This is a genomic window from Xylanibacter caecicola (assembly GCF_013166515.1).
In the GTDB taxonomy this organism is placed as follows: domain Bacteria; phylum Bacteroidota; class Bacteroidia; order Bacteroidales; family Bacteroidaceae; genus Prevotella; species Prevotella caecicola.
The window spans coordinates 12,552-29,491 of record NZ_JABKKJ010000011.1 but is presented as its reverse complement, the minus strand read 5'-3'; the positions used below and the strand labels follow the sequence as shown (position 1 = coordinate 29,491).

Below are 16,940 nucleotides of genomic sequence, written 5' to 3'. Positions count from 1 at the left end.
TGCAAAATAAATTAAGATATTTTGTATATATGGAATTCACAGCGAAACAAATTTCAGAGTTTGTTCAAGGCAGTATAGAGGGTAATGAGAATGCTTCGGTAAATACTTTTGCCAAAATAGAAGAGAGCAAGCCGGGAGCCATTTCTTTCTTATCCAATCCTAAATACACACATTTTATTTACGAAACAAAATCCAGCATTGTACTTATAGACGAGAGTGTGAAACTTGACAGACCTGTAAGCGCCACGCTTATACGTGTAAAAAGTGCATACGAAGCCATTGCCAAGTTGCTACAACTGTATGAGTCGATGAAACCAAAGAAAACAGGTATTGATTCTCTGGCTTTTGTTTCGTCAACAGCGAATATCGGAAAAGATTGTTATATAGGTGCATTTGCCTACATCGGAGACAACGTTGAAATAGGCGACGGGTGTAGAATACATCCTCATGCAACGATAGAAGACAACACCAAGTTGGGCTGCAACTGCAATATATATCCCAATGTAACAATATATCATAATTGCCGCATTGGGAATAATGTTACAATACATTCTGGCTCTGTAATAGGTGCCGACGGTTTTGGCTTTGCCCCTAATACGGAAGGTTATGATAAGATACCACAAATAGGTATTGTAACAATTGAAGACAATGTTGAAATCGGTGCAAATACATGTGTTGACCGTTCAACAATGGGAAGCACTTATCTGAGAAAGGGTGTAAAACTTGACAATCTTGTACAGATTGCCCACAACACAGACATCGGTGAAAACACAGTTATGTCTGCCCAAGTAGGTGTGGCTGGAAGCTCAAAGGTAGGTGCATGGTGCATGTTTGGCGGACAAGTAGGCATAGCCGGTCACAGCAGTATAGGTGACAAAGTGTTTCTTGGAGCACAATCCGGTGTTCCCGGGAGTTTGAAAGATAACCAGACGCTTATAGGCACTCCCCCTATGGAACCCAAACAGTATTTCAAGTCACAGGCAATATTCCGCAAACTTCCTGACTTATACAGACAAATCAATGCCCTTCAGAAAGAAGTGGAACAATTAAAAGAATTGCATAAACAATAAAATAACGAAAGCATGCTAAAGCAAAATACACTAAAAGGTAGTTTTGCCCTTTGTGGAAAAGGACTTCATACAGGATTAAGCCTTACCGTCACATTCAATCCCGCAAAGGAAAACACCGGATATAAAATCCAAAGAATAGACATTGAGGGACAACCTGTAATCGATGCCATAGCTGAAAACGTAATTGATACACAACGTGGAACCGTTCTTGGAAAAGGAGATATAAGAGTTTCGACCGTAGAGCACGGGCTCGCAGCCCTTTACGCATTAGGTATAGACAACTGTCTTATACAGGTAAACGGACCGGAATTTCCTATTTTGGACGGTTCGGCTGCACCATATATTGAAAAAATAAATGAAATTGGAATAGAAGAACTAAACTCTCCCAAAGATTTCTATGTGATACGTCACAAGATTGAAGTTAAGGATGAAGAGACCGGTTCGTGTATAACAATTCTTCCGGATGAAGAATTCAGCTTGACTGTGATGTGCTCGTTCCAGTCCAAGTTTATCAACAGCCAGTTTGCCACACTCGATAAAATTGAAGAATTTCCTACAGAAATAGCACCGGCACGCACATTTGTATTTGTACGTGATATAGAACCGTTGCTGAACGCCAACCTTATAAAGGGAGGAGACATGGACAATGCTATCGTTATATACGAACGCCAAACCACCCAGGAACGTCTTGACCAACTGGCTGATCTGCTTGAGGTGCCTCACATGGATGCTACAAAATTAGGATATATCCAACATAAGCCATTGGTATGGGAGAATGAGTGTACACGTCATAAGCTTCTTGACCTCATTGGCGATATGGCTCTAATAGGCAAACCTATAAAAGGACGTATCATAGCCACACGACCGGGACACACTATAAATAACAAATTTGCACGTCTCATGAGAAAAGAGATACGCAAACATGAGATACAGGCTCCTATATATAATTGTTGCGACACACCGATAATGGATGTTAACCGCATTCGGGAACTTCTCCCCCACCGATATCCCATGCAATTGGTGGACAAAGTTATTGAAATTGGAGCAAGCAGCATTGTTGGTGTAAAGAATGTAACGAGCAATGAGCCTTATTTCGTAGGGCATTTCCCTCAAGAACCTGTAATGCCCGGTGTATTGCAAATAGAAGCGATGGCACAATGTGGCGGTCTGTTGGTACTGAACACATTGGAGGAACCTGAGCGCTGGTCTACTTATTTCATGAAGATAGACGATGTAAAATTCAGGCACAAAGTTGTTCCTGGCGATACACTGATATTCAAAGTAGATTTGCTTGCCCCGGTACGCCACGGTGTATCATCAATGAAAGGATATGTATTTGTAGGAGATAAAGTGGTATCGGAAGCAACATTCACCGCACAGATTGTAAAAAACAAATAACAGCAAAATTGCTTTAATCATTATATAACCATTATGAATCAGATAAGTCCATTAGCATACGTTCATCCGGAGGCAAAACTTGGGGACAACAATATTATCGGTCCTTTCTGTTTTATTGACAAGGATACGGTTATTGGTGACAACAATACTTTCCAGAATAGCGTGACAGTTCATGTGGGCGCACGAATAGGAAACAACAACGAAATATTTCCTGGTGCAAGCATAAGCACCAAACCACAGGATTTAAAGTTTAAAGGCGAGCATACTACATGTGAAATCGGTGACAACAACAGCATACGTGAAAACGTGACAATATCACGTGGAACGGCATCTCGCGGAACAACAAAGGTGGGAAGCAACAATCTTCTCATGGAATGTGTACATATTGCACACGACTGCATTATCGGCAACCAAACAATCATAGGCAACTCGACAAAGTTTGCAGGTGAGGTTATTGTTGACGATTGCGCAGTTATCAGTGCCAATGTACTTTGTCACCAGTTCTGTCACATAGGCAGCTATGTGATGATACAAGGAGGTTGCAAATTCAGTCAGGACATACCACCTTATATTATTGTAGGCAAAGAACCGGCAAGATACTTCGGTCTAAACCTTGTAGGTCTGCGTCGCAGAGGTTTCAGCAACGATACAATAGAAAATATACACAACGCATATCGCCTGATATATTCAAAAGGACTTAAGTCGGAGGCTATAAAGGAGATACAGGAGAAACTGCCGAAATGCAAGGAAATTGACTACATAATAGATTTTATCACGTCTTCTCAACGAGGCATCATTAGATAAGAACCATACATTACAATAATGATATTTAGTGCTTGGTGCGTTTCAACAAAAAGAAACACCAAGCACTAACTTTTACCCCTCAGACGACAAAAGACAAGAACAACATGAACAATCTTATCGTAATATCAGGTCCCACTGGAGTCGGAAAGACAGAGCTTTCCATCAATATAGCCAGACACTTCAACACATTTATCATAAACGCTGATTCAAGACAGTTGTTCAGGGAACTGCCTATAGGTACCTCTGCACCAACGGAGGACCAACTGAAAAAGATTAGACACTTCTTTGTCGGAACGCTCAGCATACACGATTATTATAGTGCAGCCATGTTTGAAATGGATGTAATGAAATGTCTAAGTGAACATTTCGCATCGGACAACCACAACGGCATAGCACTAATGACAGGCGGGAGCATGATGTACATAGATGCCGTATGCTATGGTATAGACGATATTCCTACCGTTGATGATGTCACACGCAATACAATGAAAGAACGATATGAGCGAGAGGGACTTGACGCTTTATGCCATGAACTTGAGATATTGGATCCGGAATATTACGATATAGTGGATAAAAACAATCCCAAACGTGTTATCCATGCACTCGAAATATGCCACATGACCGGAAAGACATATACTTCATTCAGAAAGAACAAAATAAAGAAAAGACCTTTTAATATAATAAAGATAGGACTTAACCGTGAGCGAGACGAACTTTATGACCGTATCAACAGACGTGTTGTTGAAATGATAAACAGCGGATTGGTGGACGAGGCACAAAAAGTGTATGCCATGAAAGGACTAAACTCGCTTAATACAGTTGGTTATAAAGAACTGTTCGAGTTTTTTGCAGGTAACTGTAAGCTCGATGAAGCCGTATTCAGGATACAATGCAATACACGCAGGTATTGCAGGAAACAGCTTACATGGTTCAAAAGAGATGAAAAAACAGCATGGTTTCATCCCGATAACTTTGAAGAAATCATAAATTATATTGAAAGTAAGTTACAATAGATAAGTTTTTTATTACTTTTGTAAATCTATTATTCAAAGAAACATAAAACAATATCATACATTATGTTTGAGAAAGTAAAGGTGGCAGCAGAACTATGCCGCAGAAAAATTGCCGGTCTATGGTCATGGTACAAAAATCTGTACAAAGGTCGCGCATGGTACACAAAAACAATAATAGTCATATGTTCACTGATAATATCGCTTATCATTTATCTTGTAATGGTGGACATAAACTTTCTTTGGCTGTTCGGAAAGTCCCCCGGCTTCTCACAGATTAAAAATCCACAGACCAATGAAGCGTCAGAAATATACAGTTCCGACGGAGTTCTCATCGGAAAATATTTCAATCAGAACCGTACACCGGTAAAATATGAAGATGTAAACCCCATATTTTGGAAAACCCTCATTGACACTGAAGACGAACGTTTCTACAGTCATTTCGGCATAGACATAACAGGATTGTTTGCTGCAGTAAAGGACATGATAGTACACCACGATGCACGTGGTGCCTCAACTATCACACAACAGCTTGCAAAAAACATGTTCCGCGTCAGGACACAATACTCCACAGGACTGTTGGGACACATCCCCGGTGTGAGAATGCTGATAATGAAGAGCAAGGAATGGATTATCGCAACAAAGCTGGAACTTATATATGACAAGAAAGACATCATTACAATGTACGCCAACACCGTAGACTTCAGTTCCAATGCCTACGGAATAAAAACTGCGTGCAAGACATATTTCGGCATTACACCGGCAGAAATGACAGCGGAACAGGCTGCCGTATTGGTGGGAATGTTGAAAGCAACAACTGCATATAACCCTATCTCCAATCCGAAAAACAGTCTGAAACGCCGCAATGTCGTATTGCACAACATGCTTAAGCATAATGATCTCACACGAGCCGAGTACGACTCAATAATACAAATACCCATAAAACTGAACTTCAGTATAGAAAGCAACTACGACGGGCAGGCACAATACTTCCGCGAGGCTGTTGCAGACGAACTTAAAGACTGGTGCAACGATAACGGATACGACCTATACACAAGCGGTCTGAAAATATATACAACCATTGACACACGCATGCAGAAATATGCTGAAGAAGCAGCAATAAAGCAGATGAAGCAGGTGCAACGTAACTTCAACAATCATTGGAGCGGACAGGATCCATGGCGCGACGAGAAAGGACAGGTCATTCCCAACTTCATCGAGAACATAGCAAAACGGCAACCTGTATATAAGGCATTGCAACTGAAATACGATGGCAATGAAGACTCCATAAAATATTACATGAACAAACCGCACACGGTGAAACTGTTCGACTACGAAAATGGAGTCATTGAGAAAGAAATGAGCACAATGGACTCCATACGCTACATGGTGCACTTCATGCATTGCTCATTCCTCGCAATGGAGCCACAGACAGGCGAAGTGAAAGCATGGGTTGGCGACCTTGACTTCAAGTCATGGAAATATGACAAGGTAACGGCAATGAGACAGCCAGGATCTACGTTCAAGCTTTTTGTCTATACCGAGGCAATGAACCAAGGACTTACACCGTGCGACAAACGTCGGGATGAATATATACGCATGGAGGTTTACGACAAGAAAAAAGGAGAGACAACAATATGGACGCCAACCAATGCCAACGGACGTTTCTCCGGCGACTCCATTCCGTTACGCAGTGCATTCGCAAGGAGTATCAACTCCGTGGCTGTACGCCTTGGTCAGGAAATGGGAATAAAGAATATCATCAATACAGCCCATGAAATGGGAATAAAAAGCCCATTGGACGAAGCTCCGTCACTTGCATTAGGAGCATCAGATGTCAATCTGCTTGAAATGGTAAATGCCTATTGTACGATAGCCAACAATGGAAAACATGTATCACCCGTACTTGTAACAAGAATAATAGACAAAGACGGAAAAGAGATATACAAGGCGCAACGTGAAGAAAAGCAAGCCATACCATACAAAAGCGCCTTCTTCATGCAGCAACTGCTCATGGGCGGCATGCGCGAACCGGGCGGTACGTCGCAAAGCCTGTGGTCGTACATCGGCTCTGCCCCTGATACCGACTTTGGAGGAAAGACCGGAACAACAAACAATCATTCTGACGCATGGTTCATGTGTGTAAGTCCAAACCTTGTGGCAGGAGCATGGGTTGGCGGAGAATACAGGAGCATACACTTCCGTACGGGAGCCTTGGGACAAGGAAGCCGCACAGCCCTGCCTATATGCGGAAACTTCATACAGGCAGTTATGAGCGACGCCGCATTTGCAAAATATCATGGCAAATTCCGTACGCCGGATGATACCGATATAAAGTATGGCATGTACTCGTGCGCAAGCTATGTACCGGTGCGCAACGACACTGTAAGTACCGATACAACCGATGTTGTGACTGAAAATGAATCAAATGTTGTTGAAGATGAAAATGCTCCGGAAACGGATGAGAATACTCCATTGGACGATTGGGATTTATAAATGATCTGATATAACATCTTTATCATAATGAAAGGGATGTGTCAGAATTCAATATTTGTTGTATGTATGGACATATGCTTGTATTTGTCCGGTGCACAAGCCACCGATATTAAGGCTGTTATGAGCGGACAAATACAAGCATATATCCATATAACATGAATAATCCACTTATTTTGACACATCCTTTTCATTTCTCAACTAAATTCGTTTTTTCCTTTCTTTTTGATTTTCCATAACCCCGAAATACTGCGATCTTCTGAAAAAGAAAGCTTGTCGATGCGAAATATCGCCTAAATTCGCGTGCAGGCATAACACGTTAGACATCAGCATGTTACACACAAAAGCAATAAAGTGTGCATTATCGGAATAAGAAAGTTGCCTGATTTCTATGCGAAAGTTGCCTTATTACGTTGCCAAAGCAGCCCTTTTACCCTGCAAAGTGCGACATTTCTGCCCCTAAAAGCACGTGCTTTCCACTCTTTTGCACGTACTATTCCTATGAAAAGCACGTTCGTTTATAACAAAACGCATGCCCTTTTATCATTTACGACCGCCCTTGAAAACTTTTAACACGTAGAACGCGACTTTCAGACGATGATTTTGAAATGACAAAATGACACAAGAATACAATTTATAATTGACAATTGATAATTTATAATGGACACTTAAAGTTGTAGCAAAAATATATTTGCCTATTTTATGATATTCTTTTATTAATGTATCTTTCTATCATCTTATAGCCATAACAGCAAGAAACAACAGGCAGTATGGCACACAATACATAGCAACCGGCGGCATCCCAATAGGCAGAAGATGAAAACGGCACCCCATATATCGGATACAAGATGAGGTGAAACAGATTGTACACTATGGCGGAGAAAAGCAGATTATTACCTGCCAGCCGCCAAACGCCATCCTCTTTAGCTATTTTCCATGTCGCAATTCCGCCAATGCAGAAACATAGAGGATAAACGAACAAATGCCCTATGAGATAAAACAAGCTTATTCCATAGTTCAGAGCTTCCACACAAGTGGTTGCCACACCACAAAGCAACATCATTGTCTCGAATATCCAAAATCGTTTATCGGTCAGTTTCATGATTTATAGGAGAAAAGACTTAAAAGGATATAGTTTGCGAGCAATAATGGCAATATGCTGCCTCCCCATGATATGATAGAAATCATAAGATAGGCTAAACCGCTGAAACCATCATGTATTCTTATTCCAGCCCATATAAAAGTTGAAACTGCAATTAGGGGGCAGGCAATTCCCCAACCAATAAAGGAACTTGCAACCCAACTACTTGATTTTACCTTCCTATATGACAATACACCTGCCAACAAATAGGTTATCTCCCATATTACAAATATTTCAATATTTGCAGGATAAAGCAATTCTGAAAACTCGAAGCTCATGTTACCGGATATTAAGACTATGATTGCAAATAATCCCATGATGAATGGTATTGTGGCAAGCATACCTTCCAAAATCCAAAACCGTTTATCTTTCAGCCGCATTTTTTACCCCCGTTCTTACATAGACAGATAAACAACAATACTATAATAAGATAATTAGCCAATACGAGATACCCAACATTCAATAAAGCATCATGAGAATCGGACAGGACTCTTTCGACAGAAGGATATTTTTTAATATACATAGTTTGCATATATGACAACTCATATATTACGAAATTTATTATCGCCAAGATTGCCAGCGTCACTATGTCTGATATTTTCTGCCACTTCTTCATACGTTTCTCATATTGTTCTAACATCCACAAAGTTACTGTATTTTCCGCAAAAAGCCTTGTACTGCTATAAACAAAGTTCCTAACCTAAATGAAAAGAAGCTATTTGGTTGTAATTTCACTCCCCTATCCTTTCCTTTGCAGTGATATTCCATACTCTTTTAACGGTTATTACAGAGATTTTCGTTAACTTTGTGCCCGGAAAAATTATCTAAAGACATAATAAAGATAATGAGCAGAAAGAAGAAACCGTTACCGATATTGGAAAATATAACCATCACCGACTGCGCTGCAGAAGGAAAATCGCTCGTAAGAGTAGACGACAAAGTAATCTTCGTACCGTTCTGTGTACCGGGCGACGTGGTGGATTTACAGATACGCAAGAAAAAACATAGCTACTGCGAGGCAGAAGTCATCAGATTTATAAAATACAGCGATGTGAGAGAGACACCGATGTGCAGTCACTTTGGCATTTGCGGAGGATGCAAGTGGCAGAATTTGCCATACGAAGAGCAGTTGAAGATGAAACAAAAACAAGTGATGGACCAGCTCACACGCATCGGTAAAATAGAACTTCCCGAACCCCACCCCATTCTCGGCTCCGTAAAAACACGCGAATACAGGAACAAGTTGGAGTTCGGATGTTCAAACAAACGTTGGCTTACACGCGAAGAGGTTGCTGCAGGAACGGTATACGACAACATGAACGCAATAGGTTTCCATATTACAGGTGCATTCGACAAGATACTTCCCATCGAAACCTGCCACCTTATGGACAACCTGCACAATAACATCAGAAACGAAATACGCGATTTCGCATACAACAACGGCATGTCGTTCTTCGACCTGCGACAGCAACACGGTCTGTTGCGCGACATAATGATAAGAAACTCCAATACCGGAGAGTGGATGTTGCTGATACAATTCCACTTTGAAAATGACAACGACCACGAACTGGCAGAAAGACTGTTATGCCATATAGCAGACAAGTTCCCGCAGATAACGTCATTGCTATATGTAGACAATCAGAAGTGCAACGATACGTTCAACGACCTTGAAATAAAGACCTTTAAAGGTAATGACTTTATCTTCGAGACAATGGAGGATCTTAAATTCAAGGTTGGTCCGAAAAGCTTCTATCAGACTAACACCGAACAGGCATTGCATCTATACACCGTGGCACGCAACTTTGCCGGACTGACGGGCAACGAACTTGTGTACGACCTGTACACCGGAACCGGAACCATTGCAAACTTTGTGGCAAAGCAGGCACGACAGGTAATCGGCATAGAATATGTGCCGGAGGCAATAGAAGATGCAAAAGTGAACTCAAGCATCAACGGTATAGACAACACCATATTCTATGCCGGTGACATGAAAGATATTCTTAATGACGAGTTCATAGCCAAACACGGCAGACCGGACGTAATAATAACCGATCCGCCACGTGCAGGAATGCATCAGGACGTAACGGATACCATTCTGCGCGCCGCGCCGCGCCGCATTGTGTACGTAAGCTGTAACCCGGCGACACAGGCACGCGACCTTGCCGCACTTGACTGTCACTATCGTGTGACGGCTGTCCAACCCGTAGACATGTTCCCGCATACGCCACATGTAGAAAACGTGGTGTTGCTCGAGAAAAGAGAGCAACCGAAAACGCCGACCGTGGAAATACAATGATTGTCTGATTTTATCAAGACACCGTTTCATAACGATAAAACACATAATAAAGAACATAATTATCATTCTGTAAAATCACATTATACCTTTAAAAATATTATGAAAAGAACACACAACATCAAGGGCATGGACAGTGCCGATTATTTCAAGACAAGAAGTCTGCTTTCATACAAACGCAGAAGAAAGATATCATTGATACTTTTCAGAACAATGATATTTATTGCCATAATAATCGTAATCATGTCCGTAATATCAACATTCGTAGAAATCTGAACCGGCAAGACATACCATATCCCCACCGATGACACTACACAAGAACACAGCCTGTATGGCACTTGCAATGATAATGATTGTCGCATGCACGCATAAGAAATCCGAGACAATCGTCACGCCGTGGGGAGAAGTAAGTACAGACTCGACAAACGAGGCTTTTGCGATAAAAGACATAATGACAAACGGTGAAATGATTGTGCTGACCATTTCCGGTCCGGATACATACTACGACTATCACGGGCACGGCATGGGAACACAATATCTGCTATGCGAAAAGTTTGCCGCACACCTTGGAGTATCCGTGCGTGTGGAATTATGCAAAGACACAGCAGAGATGATAACACGCCTCTGCAACGGAGACGGAGACTTGATTGCCGTAATGCTTCCACGCAAGTTAGGCAAGACATACCCGATACAGTTCTGTGGCGCTGCCATAGACTCTCTCGGTGTTCAATGGGCGGTATCCGATGAAAACCGGGAACTGGCAGACACGCTAAACAACTGGTATCGCCCGTCTATGCTTGCAGAGATAAACAGGGAGCAACGCATGATGTTCTCGAAAAAGAGTGTCAGACGGCGCACGTATTCGCCATTCCTCAACAAATCTGCCGGTATTATATCCTCTTACGACCCGTTATTCCGCAAATACGCACCCGTTGCACGCTGGGACTGGAGACTCATTGCAGCACAATGCTATCAGGAATCATGCTTCGACCCAAACGCACGTTCATGGGCAGGGGCATGCGGTCTGATGCAGATAATGCCGTCTACGGCCACACACCTCGGCTTGCCGCTATCCAAGATATACGACCCGGAACAGAACATATCCGCCGCCACGAAGTTCATATCCCAACTTATGAATTCTTTCCGCGACATTCCCAACACGGAACAGCGACACCTTTTTGTGCTTGCCGCCTATAACGCCGGTCCGTTGCACATACGCGACGCCATGGCGCTGGCACGCAAAAACGGACGTAATCCGCATCTTTGGAACAACGTGGCACCGTTTGTTCTTGCTTTGCAGACGCCTGCCTACTACAACGACCCTGTGGTGAAATACGGTTATATGAGAGGAAGCGAGACCGTTGACTACGTGGAACGCATAAGGCAGCGCTATGCACAATACCGCGGTGTGCCATACAAATCATCGGGAATACATGAACCGGATATAAAAACGGAGGAAATGATTCCGTATAATCCGATGACGCCGAGAAAGGCACGGAAGAAACATAGGTTTAAGATTTGATTTAAGGAGATAAGGAGGAGATAAAAGGAGATAAAAGGGAGATAAGGGACGTATGCTTTATCGCTTCGTACATGACATGACAATAATAAAATGATGGCGGGTCGACATAAGCAATCATCCGCGTTGTAGGGACATATTTTTCACTTCGTTCAACAACACGTCTTGTATTTGTCCGTCTGTAACAGACACATTATCAAATCATTATACAAGCGGACAAATACAAGACGTGTTGTTGAACGAAGTGAAAAATATGTCCCTACAACGTGGATGGCACCTCAATACAAATCAGACTCATTTGGAATACTTTTCAATAAGTTTCTCTGCCTGCTCATTGCCAAGCTCCTGCGCCTTTTTCATATTTTCCAGTCCTTCTGCCTTATTTCCTTTCTGCACTTGAGCCAGTCCGAGCAACAGATAGCCGTCGGCATAGTCCGGAGCAAGCTCCACACAGTGTTGCGCAGTCTTCATAGCCTCGTCAATCATGTTTACTCTTAATTCAAGCGAAGCTTTCTCCGCCCAATATAAAGGTTCTTTGGGGGCAAGCATCACTGCCATATTTATATCGATGAGCGCCTGTTTGAACAATTTGCCTTTTACCTCTGCCTGCTCACGCACATAATAGAAGTCTGCGCCAAGCTGACGGCGACCCTTCAGCAGTTCGTAACGTGTATAATCAAATACCGCCTGACGGTAGTTTCCCTCCTCTACATACACATCGGCGCGGGCAAGGAAATAGGGAGCCGCCTCAACGATGCGAAGAGTGTCGGTGTTGTTCACCGCACTGTCGAGCAGAGCCAACACTTCCGTATTGGGAGCTTTCATCATCTGCTTGCAACGTGCCGCCTCATAATAAAGTTCAGAGTTGTGCAGTGATGTCGCGGTCAGTGCCATAAACATGTCATACGCCTGCCGGTATTCGCCCTTGGAAAACTTCACCAATGCCTGCTGATGCCTGTAAACAGGCAGAGGATTTATGCTGTACGCCTTCTCCGCCTCATCGAGAGCCTTGTCAAGCGACCACGATGAATACGGTGCAGGGTTGTAAAGCTCCTTGTCGTATATTATCTTACTGTAATTGAAATGCGCATCATCCTTGTTTGCGACGCTGCTTATCGCCTTTTCCATGCTCTTTGCAGCATCGTCAAACTTATTTGCCCTTACGGCTATCTGCGCCTTTGCCACATATCCGTCCAACAATGCAGGATATGCCTTCAGGAAATCGTCCACTGCCGCAGCATGCTTCAACGAGTCACCGTTCTGACCTATTATCATCAGTGCAAGCACAGCCTGTTCCCTGTCATCGGGAAGAGCCGTGGGGATAGATATTTTGCGGAAGACATCCTCATTTGCCGAGAGGGCGCTCATCTTCAAATCCGCAACATAGCGCGCATCGGTTGCATGGATGTCGCTGTTTGTCGTCGAAGGCTGCATCAGTCCTATCACCTCGCCACCGGCATTTACAAACGGGCACGCCACTGTGTTGTCCGAAGCATCGAGGGTAAAGATATAGTACGAATACTTGTCCATGAATGTCTCCACGTTTCTCACCGTGGCTGACTTCGGCGACGGTGACTTCACCGAATACGGAACAAGCCACACCTGTGCGCCCGCCTTTGCAGCCGACGACGCCAGAGGAGCGGGCGTCGTCTTGCCGTCGACCTTGAACTTTGCCACATCGTATATGCTGTTTGCGCCAAGCATACGCGTCACATCCATCTTGTTGCCGCGGGCATCTATCACCACCGCACGCGCAGCGCCGATAAAAGGCGCAAGGTTGCTTATCGCCTCGCCGTCCGTTCCGACGAACACACCGTGTCCGGATGCCAGCAGACTGCCGTCTTCCTTGAATGTAGTAAGTGTGAATACAGACTTCGCCACGTTCTTTACTGCTGCCGGCTGGGCTTTCAAGGCGCCGCAGACAGCTATCAACACTATTATTATAGTTACAATCCTTTTCATATCGTCAAATAAAATTAAACCTATACATTATATATATTATATCATCCCAAGCAGTTCTTTCGCGTTGCTGACCGCCGCTTCGCTGACATCCGAGCCGCTGAGCATCTGAGCAATCTCACGCACGCGGTCATCGGGCGACAGAACATCCATGCGGCTTTCCGTTCCGCCGGAAGTGTCGATTTTATATACCTTGTAATGCGTCGTGCCGCGCGCGGCAATCTGCGGCAGATGCGTGATGCTGATGACCTGTCTGTCTTTCAACGCCATTTCCTGCATTATCATCGCCATGCGCTCTGCCGCCTTACCGCTCACGCCGGTGTCTATCTCGTCAAAGATGATTGTCGGCAACTTCACCGCACCGCTTATCATAGCCTTCAGCGACAGCATCACACGCGCGATCTCTCCGCCCGACGCCACCTCCGAGACAGGTTGCAGGGGCATGTTCTTGTTGGCGCTGAACATGAACACCACACGGTCGGCACCGTCGGCTGCCAAGTCCTTATGCTCCAGAGTAACTGAAAAGCGCACATTTGGCATGCCGAGAGCCACGAGCCTCTTCTGCATCTCCCCCTCTATCACGCCCGCCGCCTTACGCCTAAGCCCGGACATGCGCGCCGCCTTCTCCTCACACAACTTGAATATCCGCTGCTTCTCAGCCTCAAGTTCCTTAAGATGCGCGTCGCTGTTGTCTATGTTTTCCAACAATTCGCCGTGGTGCCGCCGTATCTTCAACAGCTCGTCCACCGTAGACACATGATGTTTCTGCTGCAAGGAATAGATACGGTCGAGCTTTGAATTGATAACCTCCAGACGCTGCGGGTCGAAACTTATGCTTTCTGCATTGCCGCTCACCTCGTCGGCTATATCCTTCAGTTCGATATAACAACTGTCGAGCCTTTCCGCCGCATCCTTTATGTCCGGACAGATGCCGCCGATGCCGCCGAGCGTGCGTGCAACTTCCTTCAGACGCTCCACCACGCCCTCGCCGTCGCCGCCTGCAAGTATGCTGTCGGCGGCAAACAAGGCTGTCTTTATCTCCTCCACATGGTTCAGCGTCTCGCTCTCCTGCTCGAGAGCCTCCTGTATGTCCGGTTCAAGTTGGGCATCGCACAGTTCGTTATACTGAAAACGTATGAAGTCCTCGTTGCGCATACCGTCTTCTATCTCACGTCGCACGCGGTCCGCCTCTTTTACGGCGGCGATGTATCCGGCAAACTCACGCCTGTAGTCGTCGAGCGCGTCCTTGTCCTGCGCAATGACGTCCACTACGTTCAACTGGAAGTCCTCATCGCTCAGCAACAGGTTCTGATGCTGGCTGTGTATGTCTATCAGCTGCTCGCCGAGCCGGCGCATCGTCGTGAGCGGCACGGGCGTGTCGTTTATAAACGCGCGGCTCTTCCCGGCGCTCGTCAGTTCGCGCCTCAGTATACAGTCGTCGGCATCGTAGTCTATGTCGTTTTCTGTGAAAAACGCCTCCATGTCATAGCGGCTGAGGTCGAAATGCGCCTCTATCACGCAGCGGCTGCATCCCGTCTTTATCAGTTTCATGTCCGCCCGCTGCCCCAGCAACAGGTTTATCGCACCGAGTATAATGCTCTTTCCCGCGCCCGTCTCGCCCGTTATCACGGAGAAACCGGGGAAGAAACGCATGTCGAGCGTGTCAATAAGGGTAAAATCCTTTATATATAGTTGTTTCAGCATTTCAGTTTCACGTTATATGCTTCTTATTCCTTTATCTTCTCCCAATAATTGTTCTGCGACGCGTTTATGGAAAAGAGGATATCATAAACGCTTTCCTTCTCCTTCGGCGTGCCTTTGCCCTTGTATATGCTCGCCAGCTCGTCCTTCTTGTAGTCCGTCCATATCTGCGGCAGGAGACTCAAAGGCTTGTCTTCGTGCACCTTCTTTAGATTTGTCTCTATCGTCGTCGTTATGTTGGTGCGTCCGCGCTCCGCATTGTTCGCCATCTCGTCCAGTCCCGTGCGGTAGTAGTCGTACTGCAACTGTCTGAACGGTCGCATGGCGCCCTCCATATAGTCGTTGATGATGGCAAAGCGGTTACGGTCGTTCTCAAAAGCCTTCCAACCGGGATACGACAGGTTCTGCGCATTGTTCGTAAGGTTGAGACAACGCTGCAGAAGGTCCTCGCCGCCCATGGGAGAGAAGCTGTCGAGGTCGAGACCGATTATAAGATAGGCGTAATAGGCGATGAGCGCCGTCAGCTGGTTGTCTATCTGCTCTTCGTTGTAGTTGAGCTGGTCGAACTGTGCGAACTCGAAATTGAACTCATCGTCCTTATTATTATATAAGGTGGTGGTGTACGAGGAGTTGTACACCGGTCGGTTTGCCTGTATCAGCGCGTTGCACGTGAAGATATTCGACGACTGGTCGTATTTTGTCACGGTGATATTGAAGTTGCAGACGATGCGTTCGTTCTTCTGAAACTGCAACGACGTCCACTGCATGTCGTTTATAAACTGCTCCAACGTCTGCTGCAGGTTGTCAAACACGCTCGCATCCGTTCCCTGTATCTGGTTATGATTTATCGTGACGCGCGCCTGAAGCTCCTGCGCATCCGTCTTTATCGCCGCAACCACGGCAAATAATATCATCAATATGTATTTCATGATTGCAAATGTACGAATAAGTTGAGAGCAAAACAACAAATTCATTTGTTTTTTGCCGAGACGGAGTACATTGGACGTAGCCGAAGGCGAAGTCAAATGTACGAAGAATATTCGATAAAACAAAGGAGATAAGAGGAGATAAAGGGGAGATATGGGGGAGATAAAGGGACGTATGCCTTCAAGATGTGTTCTCCAACAGGAGAAGATAGCGTAAGGAGATAGAGAAGATAAGAGATATGGGGAGATAGAGGACGTATGCCTTGTCGCTTCATATATACATGATATATACCCTGCGCTTCGGGAAGGTGTCAAAATGCGATATCTGCTGTTGTAGGGACATATTCTTGTATTTGTCCGCCCATAACAATTTGAAAATCAGTGGATCTGTACCGGACAAATACAAGAATATGTCCCTACAACGCAGGTGACTGCTTGTTCTGACACACCCTCCTACACGGCACAAAAGACGTCCTCTCCAATTATAAATCACCTTCGTGGGCTTTTCATTTGTCAACTGTTTTCCTTTTTTACCTATCACTTTGTCATTTCAAAACTATCGTCTGCAAGTCGCGTTCTACGTATTAAGAGACGTTAAAAGCGGTCGTAAAAGGCGAGAAAACATG

The 16,940-nt window shown here is 44.7% G+C and carries 13 protein-coding genes; 8 read left to right on the top strand and 5 right to left on the bottom strand.

Going from position 1 to position 16,940, the window contains the following annotated elements:
- Positions 1-29 precede the first annotated feature (29 nt).
- The 5 genes from lpxD (at position 30) to HPS54_RS07685 (ending at position 6,778) form a co-directional block, all read left to right on the top strand.
- On the top strand, positions 30-1,070 hold the full coding sequence (lpxD, locus tag HPS54_RS07705; RefSeq protein WP_172344862.1) for a UDP-3-O-(3-hydroxymyristoyl)glucosamine N-acyltransferase: 1,041 nt from the start codon (positions 30-32) through the stop codon (positions 1,068-1,070).
- Positions 1,071-1,082: 12 nt separating this feature from the next.
- Positions 1,083-2,468, top strand: coding sequence for a bifunctional UDP-3-O-[3-hydroxymyristoyl] N-acetylglucosamine deacetylase/3-hydroxyacyl-ACP dehydratase (locus tag HPS54_RS07700; RefSeq protein ID WP_172344861.1), 1,386 nt, complete (start codon positions 1,083-1,085; stop codon positions 2,466-2,468).
- Between the two features lie 33 nt (positions 2,469-2,501).
- On the top strand, positions 2,502-3,272 hold the full coding sequence (gene lpxA, locus HPS54_RS07695; protein WP_172344860.1) for an acyl-ACP--UDP-N-acetylglucosamine O-acyltransferase: 771 nt from the start codon (positions 2,502-2,504) through the stop codon (positions 3,270-3,272).
- Between the two features lie 104 nt (positions 3,273-3,376).
- Entirely contained in the window at positions 3,377-4,285 is a 909-nt protein-coding gene (miaA, locus tag HPS54_RS07690; RefSeq protein WP_172344859.1) for a tRNA (adenosine(37)-N6)-dimethylallyltransferase MiaA, read from the top strand.
- Between the two features lie 63 nt (positions 4,286-4,348).
- A complete protein-coding gene (locus HPS54_RS07685; protein ID WP_172344858.1) occupies positions 4,349-6,778 on the top strand; it encodes a transglycosylase domain-containing protein in 2,430 nt (809 codons plus the stop codon).
- Between the two features lie 697 nt (positions 6,779-7,475).
- Here HPS54_RS07685 and HPS54_RS07680 read toward each other — a convergent pair.
- Together HPS54_RS07680 and HPS54_RS07675 are read right to left on the bottom strand one after the other, a co-directional pair.
- Positions 7,476-7,877 (bottom strand): hypothetical protein, encoded by a 402-nt coding sequence (locus HPS54_RS07680; RefSeq protein WP_172344857.1) that lies wholly within the window; start codon positions 7,875-7,877, stop codon positions 7,476-7,478.
- The gene (locus HPS54_RS07675) at positions 7,874-8,266 is read right to left on the bottom strand and encodes a hypothetical protein (RefSeq protein ID WP_172344856.1); all 393 of its coding nucleotides are present in this window, start codon (positions 8,264-8,266) and stop codon (positions 7,874-7,876) included. The genes HPS54_RS07680 and HPS54_RS07675 overlap by 4 nt, the downstream gene beginning before the upstream one ends.
- A 494-nt stretch (positions 8,267-8,760) precedes the next feature.
- Here HPS54_RS07675 and rlmD point away from each other — a divergent pair, with 494 nt between their 5' ends.
- From rlmD to HPS54_RS07660, 3 genes are all read left to right on the top strand, one after another.
- A complete protein-coding gene (gene rlmD, locus HPS54_RS07670; protein WP_172344855.1) occupies positions 8,761-10,212 on the top strand; it encodes a 23S rRNA (uracil(1939)-C(5))-methyltransferase RlmD in 1,452 nt (483 codons plus the stop codon).
- 99 nt (positions 10,213-10,311) lie between these two features.
- Positions 10,312-10,485, top strand: coding sequence for a hypothetical protein (locus HPS54_RS07665; RefSeq protein ID WP_172344854.1), 174 nt, complete (start codon positions 10,312-10,314; stop codon positions 10,483-10,485).
- A 55-nt stretch (positions 10,486-10,540) separates the two neighbouring features.
- Entirely contained in the window at positions 10,541-11,731 is a 1,191-nt protein-coding gene (locus tag HPS54_RS07660; protein WP_277612195.1) for a transglycosylase SLT domain-containing protein, read from the top strand.
- Positions 11,732-12,022: 291 nt separating this feature from the next.
- On the opposite strand, the gene HPS54_RS07655 is transcribed toward HPS54_RS07660, so the two are convergent.
- The 3 genes from HPS54_RS07655 to porD are packed head-to-tail and all read right to left on the bottom strand — an operon-like array spanning position 12,023 to position 16,317.
- Entirely contained in the window at positions 12,023-13,690 is a 1,668-nt protein-coding gene (locus HPS54_RS07655; RefSeq protein WP_172344853.1) for a hypothetical protein, read from the bottom strand.
- Positions 13,691-13,726: 36 nt separating this feature from the next.
- Complete coding sequence (gene recN, locus HPS54_RS07650) at positions 13,727-15,391, bottom strand: DNA repair protein RecN (RefSeq protein WP_172344852.1); 1,665 nt, start codon at positions 15,389-15,391, stop codon at positions 13,727-13,729.
- A 23-nt stretch (positions 15,392-15,414) separates the two neighbouring features.
- A complete protein-coding gene (porD, locus tag HPS54_RS07645; RefSeq protein WP_172344851.1) occupies positions 15,415-16,317 on the bottom strand; it encodes a type IX secretion system protein PorD in 903 nt (300 codons plus the stop codon).
- Between the last annotated feature and the right edge of the window lie 623 nt (positions 16,318-16,940).

Coding starts and splice junctions, on each gene's coding strand:
- recN (WP_172344852.1), bottom strand. CDS start 15,391: ATGCTGAAACAACTATATATAAAGGATTTTACCCTTATTGACACGCTC.
- miaA (WP_172344859.1), top strand. CDS start 3,377: ATGAACAATCTTATCGTAATATCAGGTCCCACTGGAGTCGGAAAGACA.
- HPS54_RS07660 (WP_277612195.1), top strand. CDS start 10,541: ATGGCACTTGCAATGATAATGATTGTCGCATGCACGCATAAGAAATCC.
- HPS54_RS07680 (WP_172344857.1), bottom strand. CDS start 7,877: ATGAAACTGACCGATAAACGATTTTGGATATTCGAGACAATGATGTTG.
- porD (WP_172344851.1), bottom strand. CDS start 16,317: ATGAAATACATATTGATGATATTATTTGCCGTGGTTGCGGCGATAAAG.
- HPS54_RS07655 (WP_172344853.1), bottom strand. CDS start 13,690: ATGAAAAGGATTGTAACTATAATAATAGTGTTGATAGCTGTCTGCGGC.
- HPS54_RS07700 (WP_172344861.1), top strand. CDS start 1,083: ATGCTAAAGCAAAATACACTAAAAGGTAGTTTTGCCCTTTGTGGAAAA.
- HPS54_RS07665 (WP_172344854.1), top strand. CDS start 10,312: ATGAAAAGAACACACAACATCAAGGGCATGGACAGTGCCGATTATTTC.
- HPS54_RS07685 (WP_172344858.1), top strand. CDS start 4,349: ATGTTTGAGAAAGTAAAGGTGGCAGCAGAACTATGCCGCAGAAAAATT.
- lpxA (WP_172344860.1), top strand. CDS start 2,502: ATGAATCAGATAAGTCCATTAGCATACGTTCATCCGGAGGCAAAACTT.
- lpxD (WP_172344862.1), top strand. CDS start 30: ATGGAATTCACAGCGAAACAAATTTCAGAGTTTGTTCAAGGCAGTATA.
- rlmD (WP_172344855.1), top strand. CDS start 8,761: ATGAGCAGAAAGAAGAAACCGTTACCGATATTGGAAAATATAACCATC.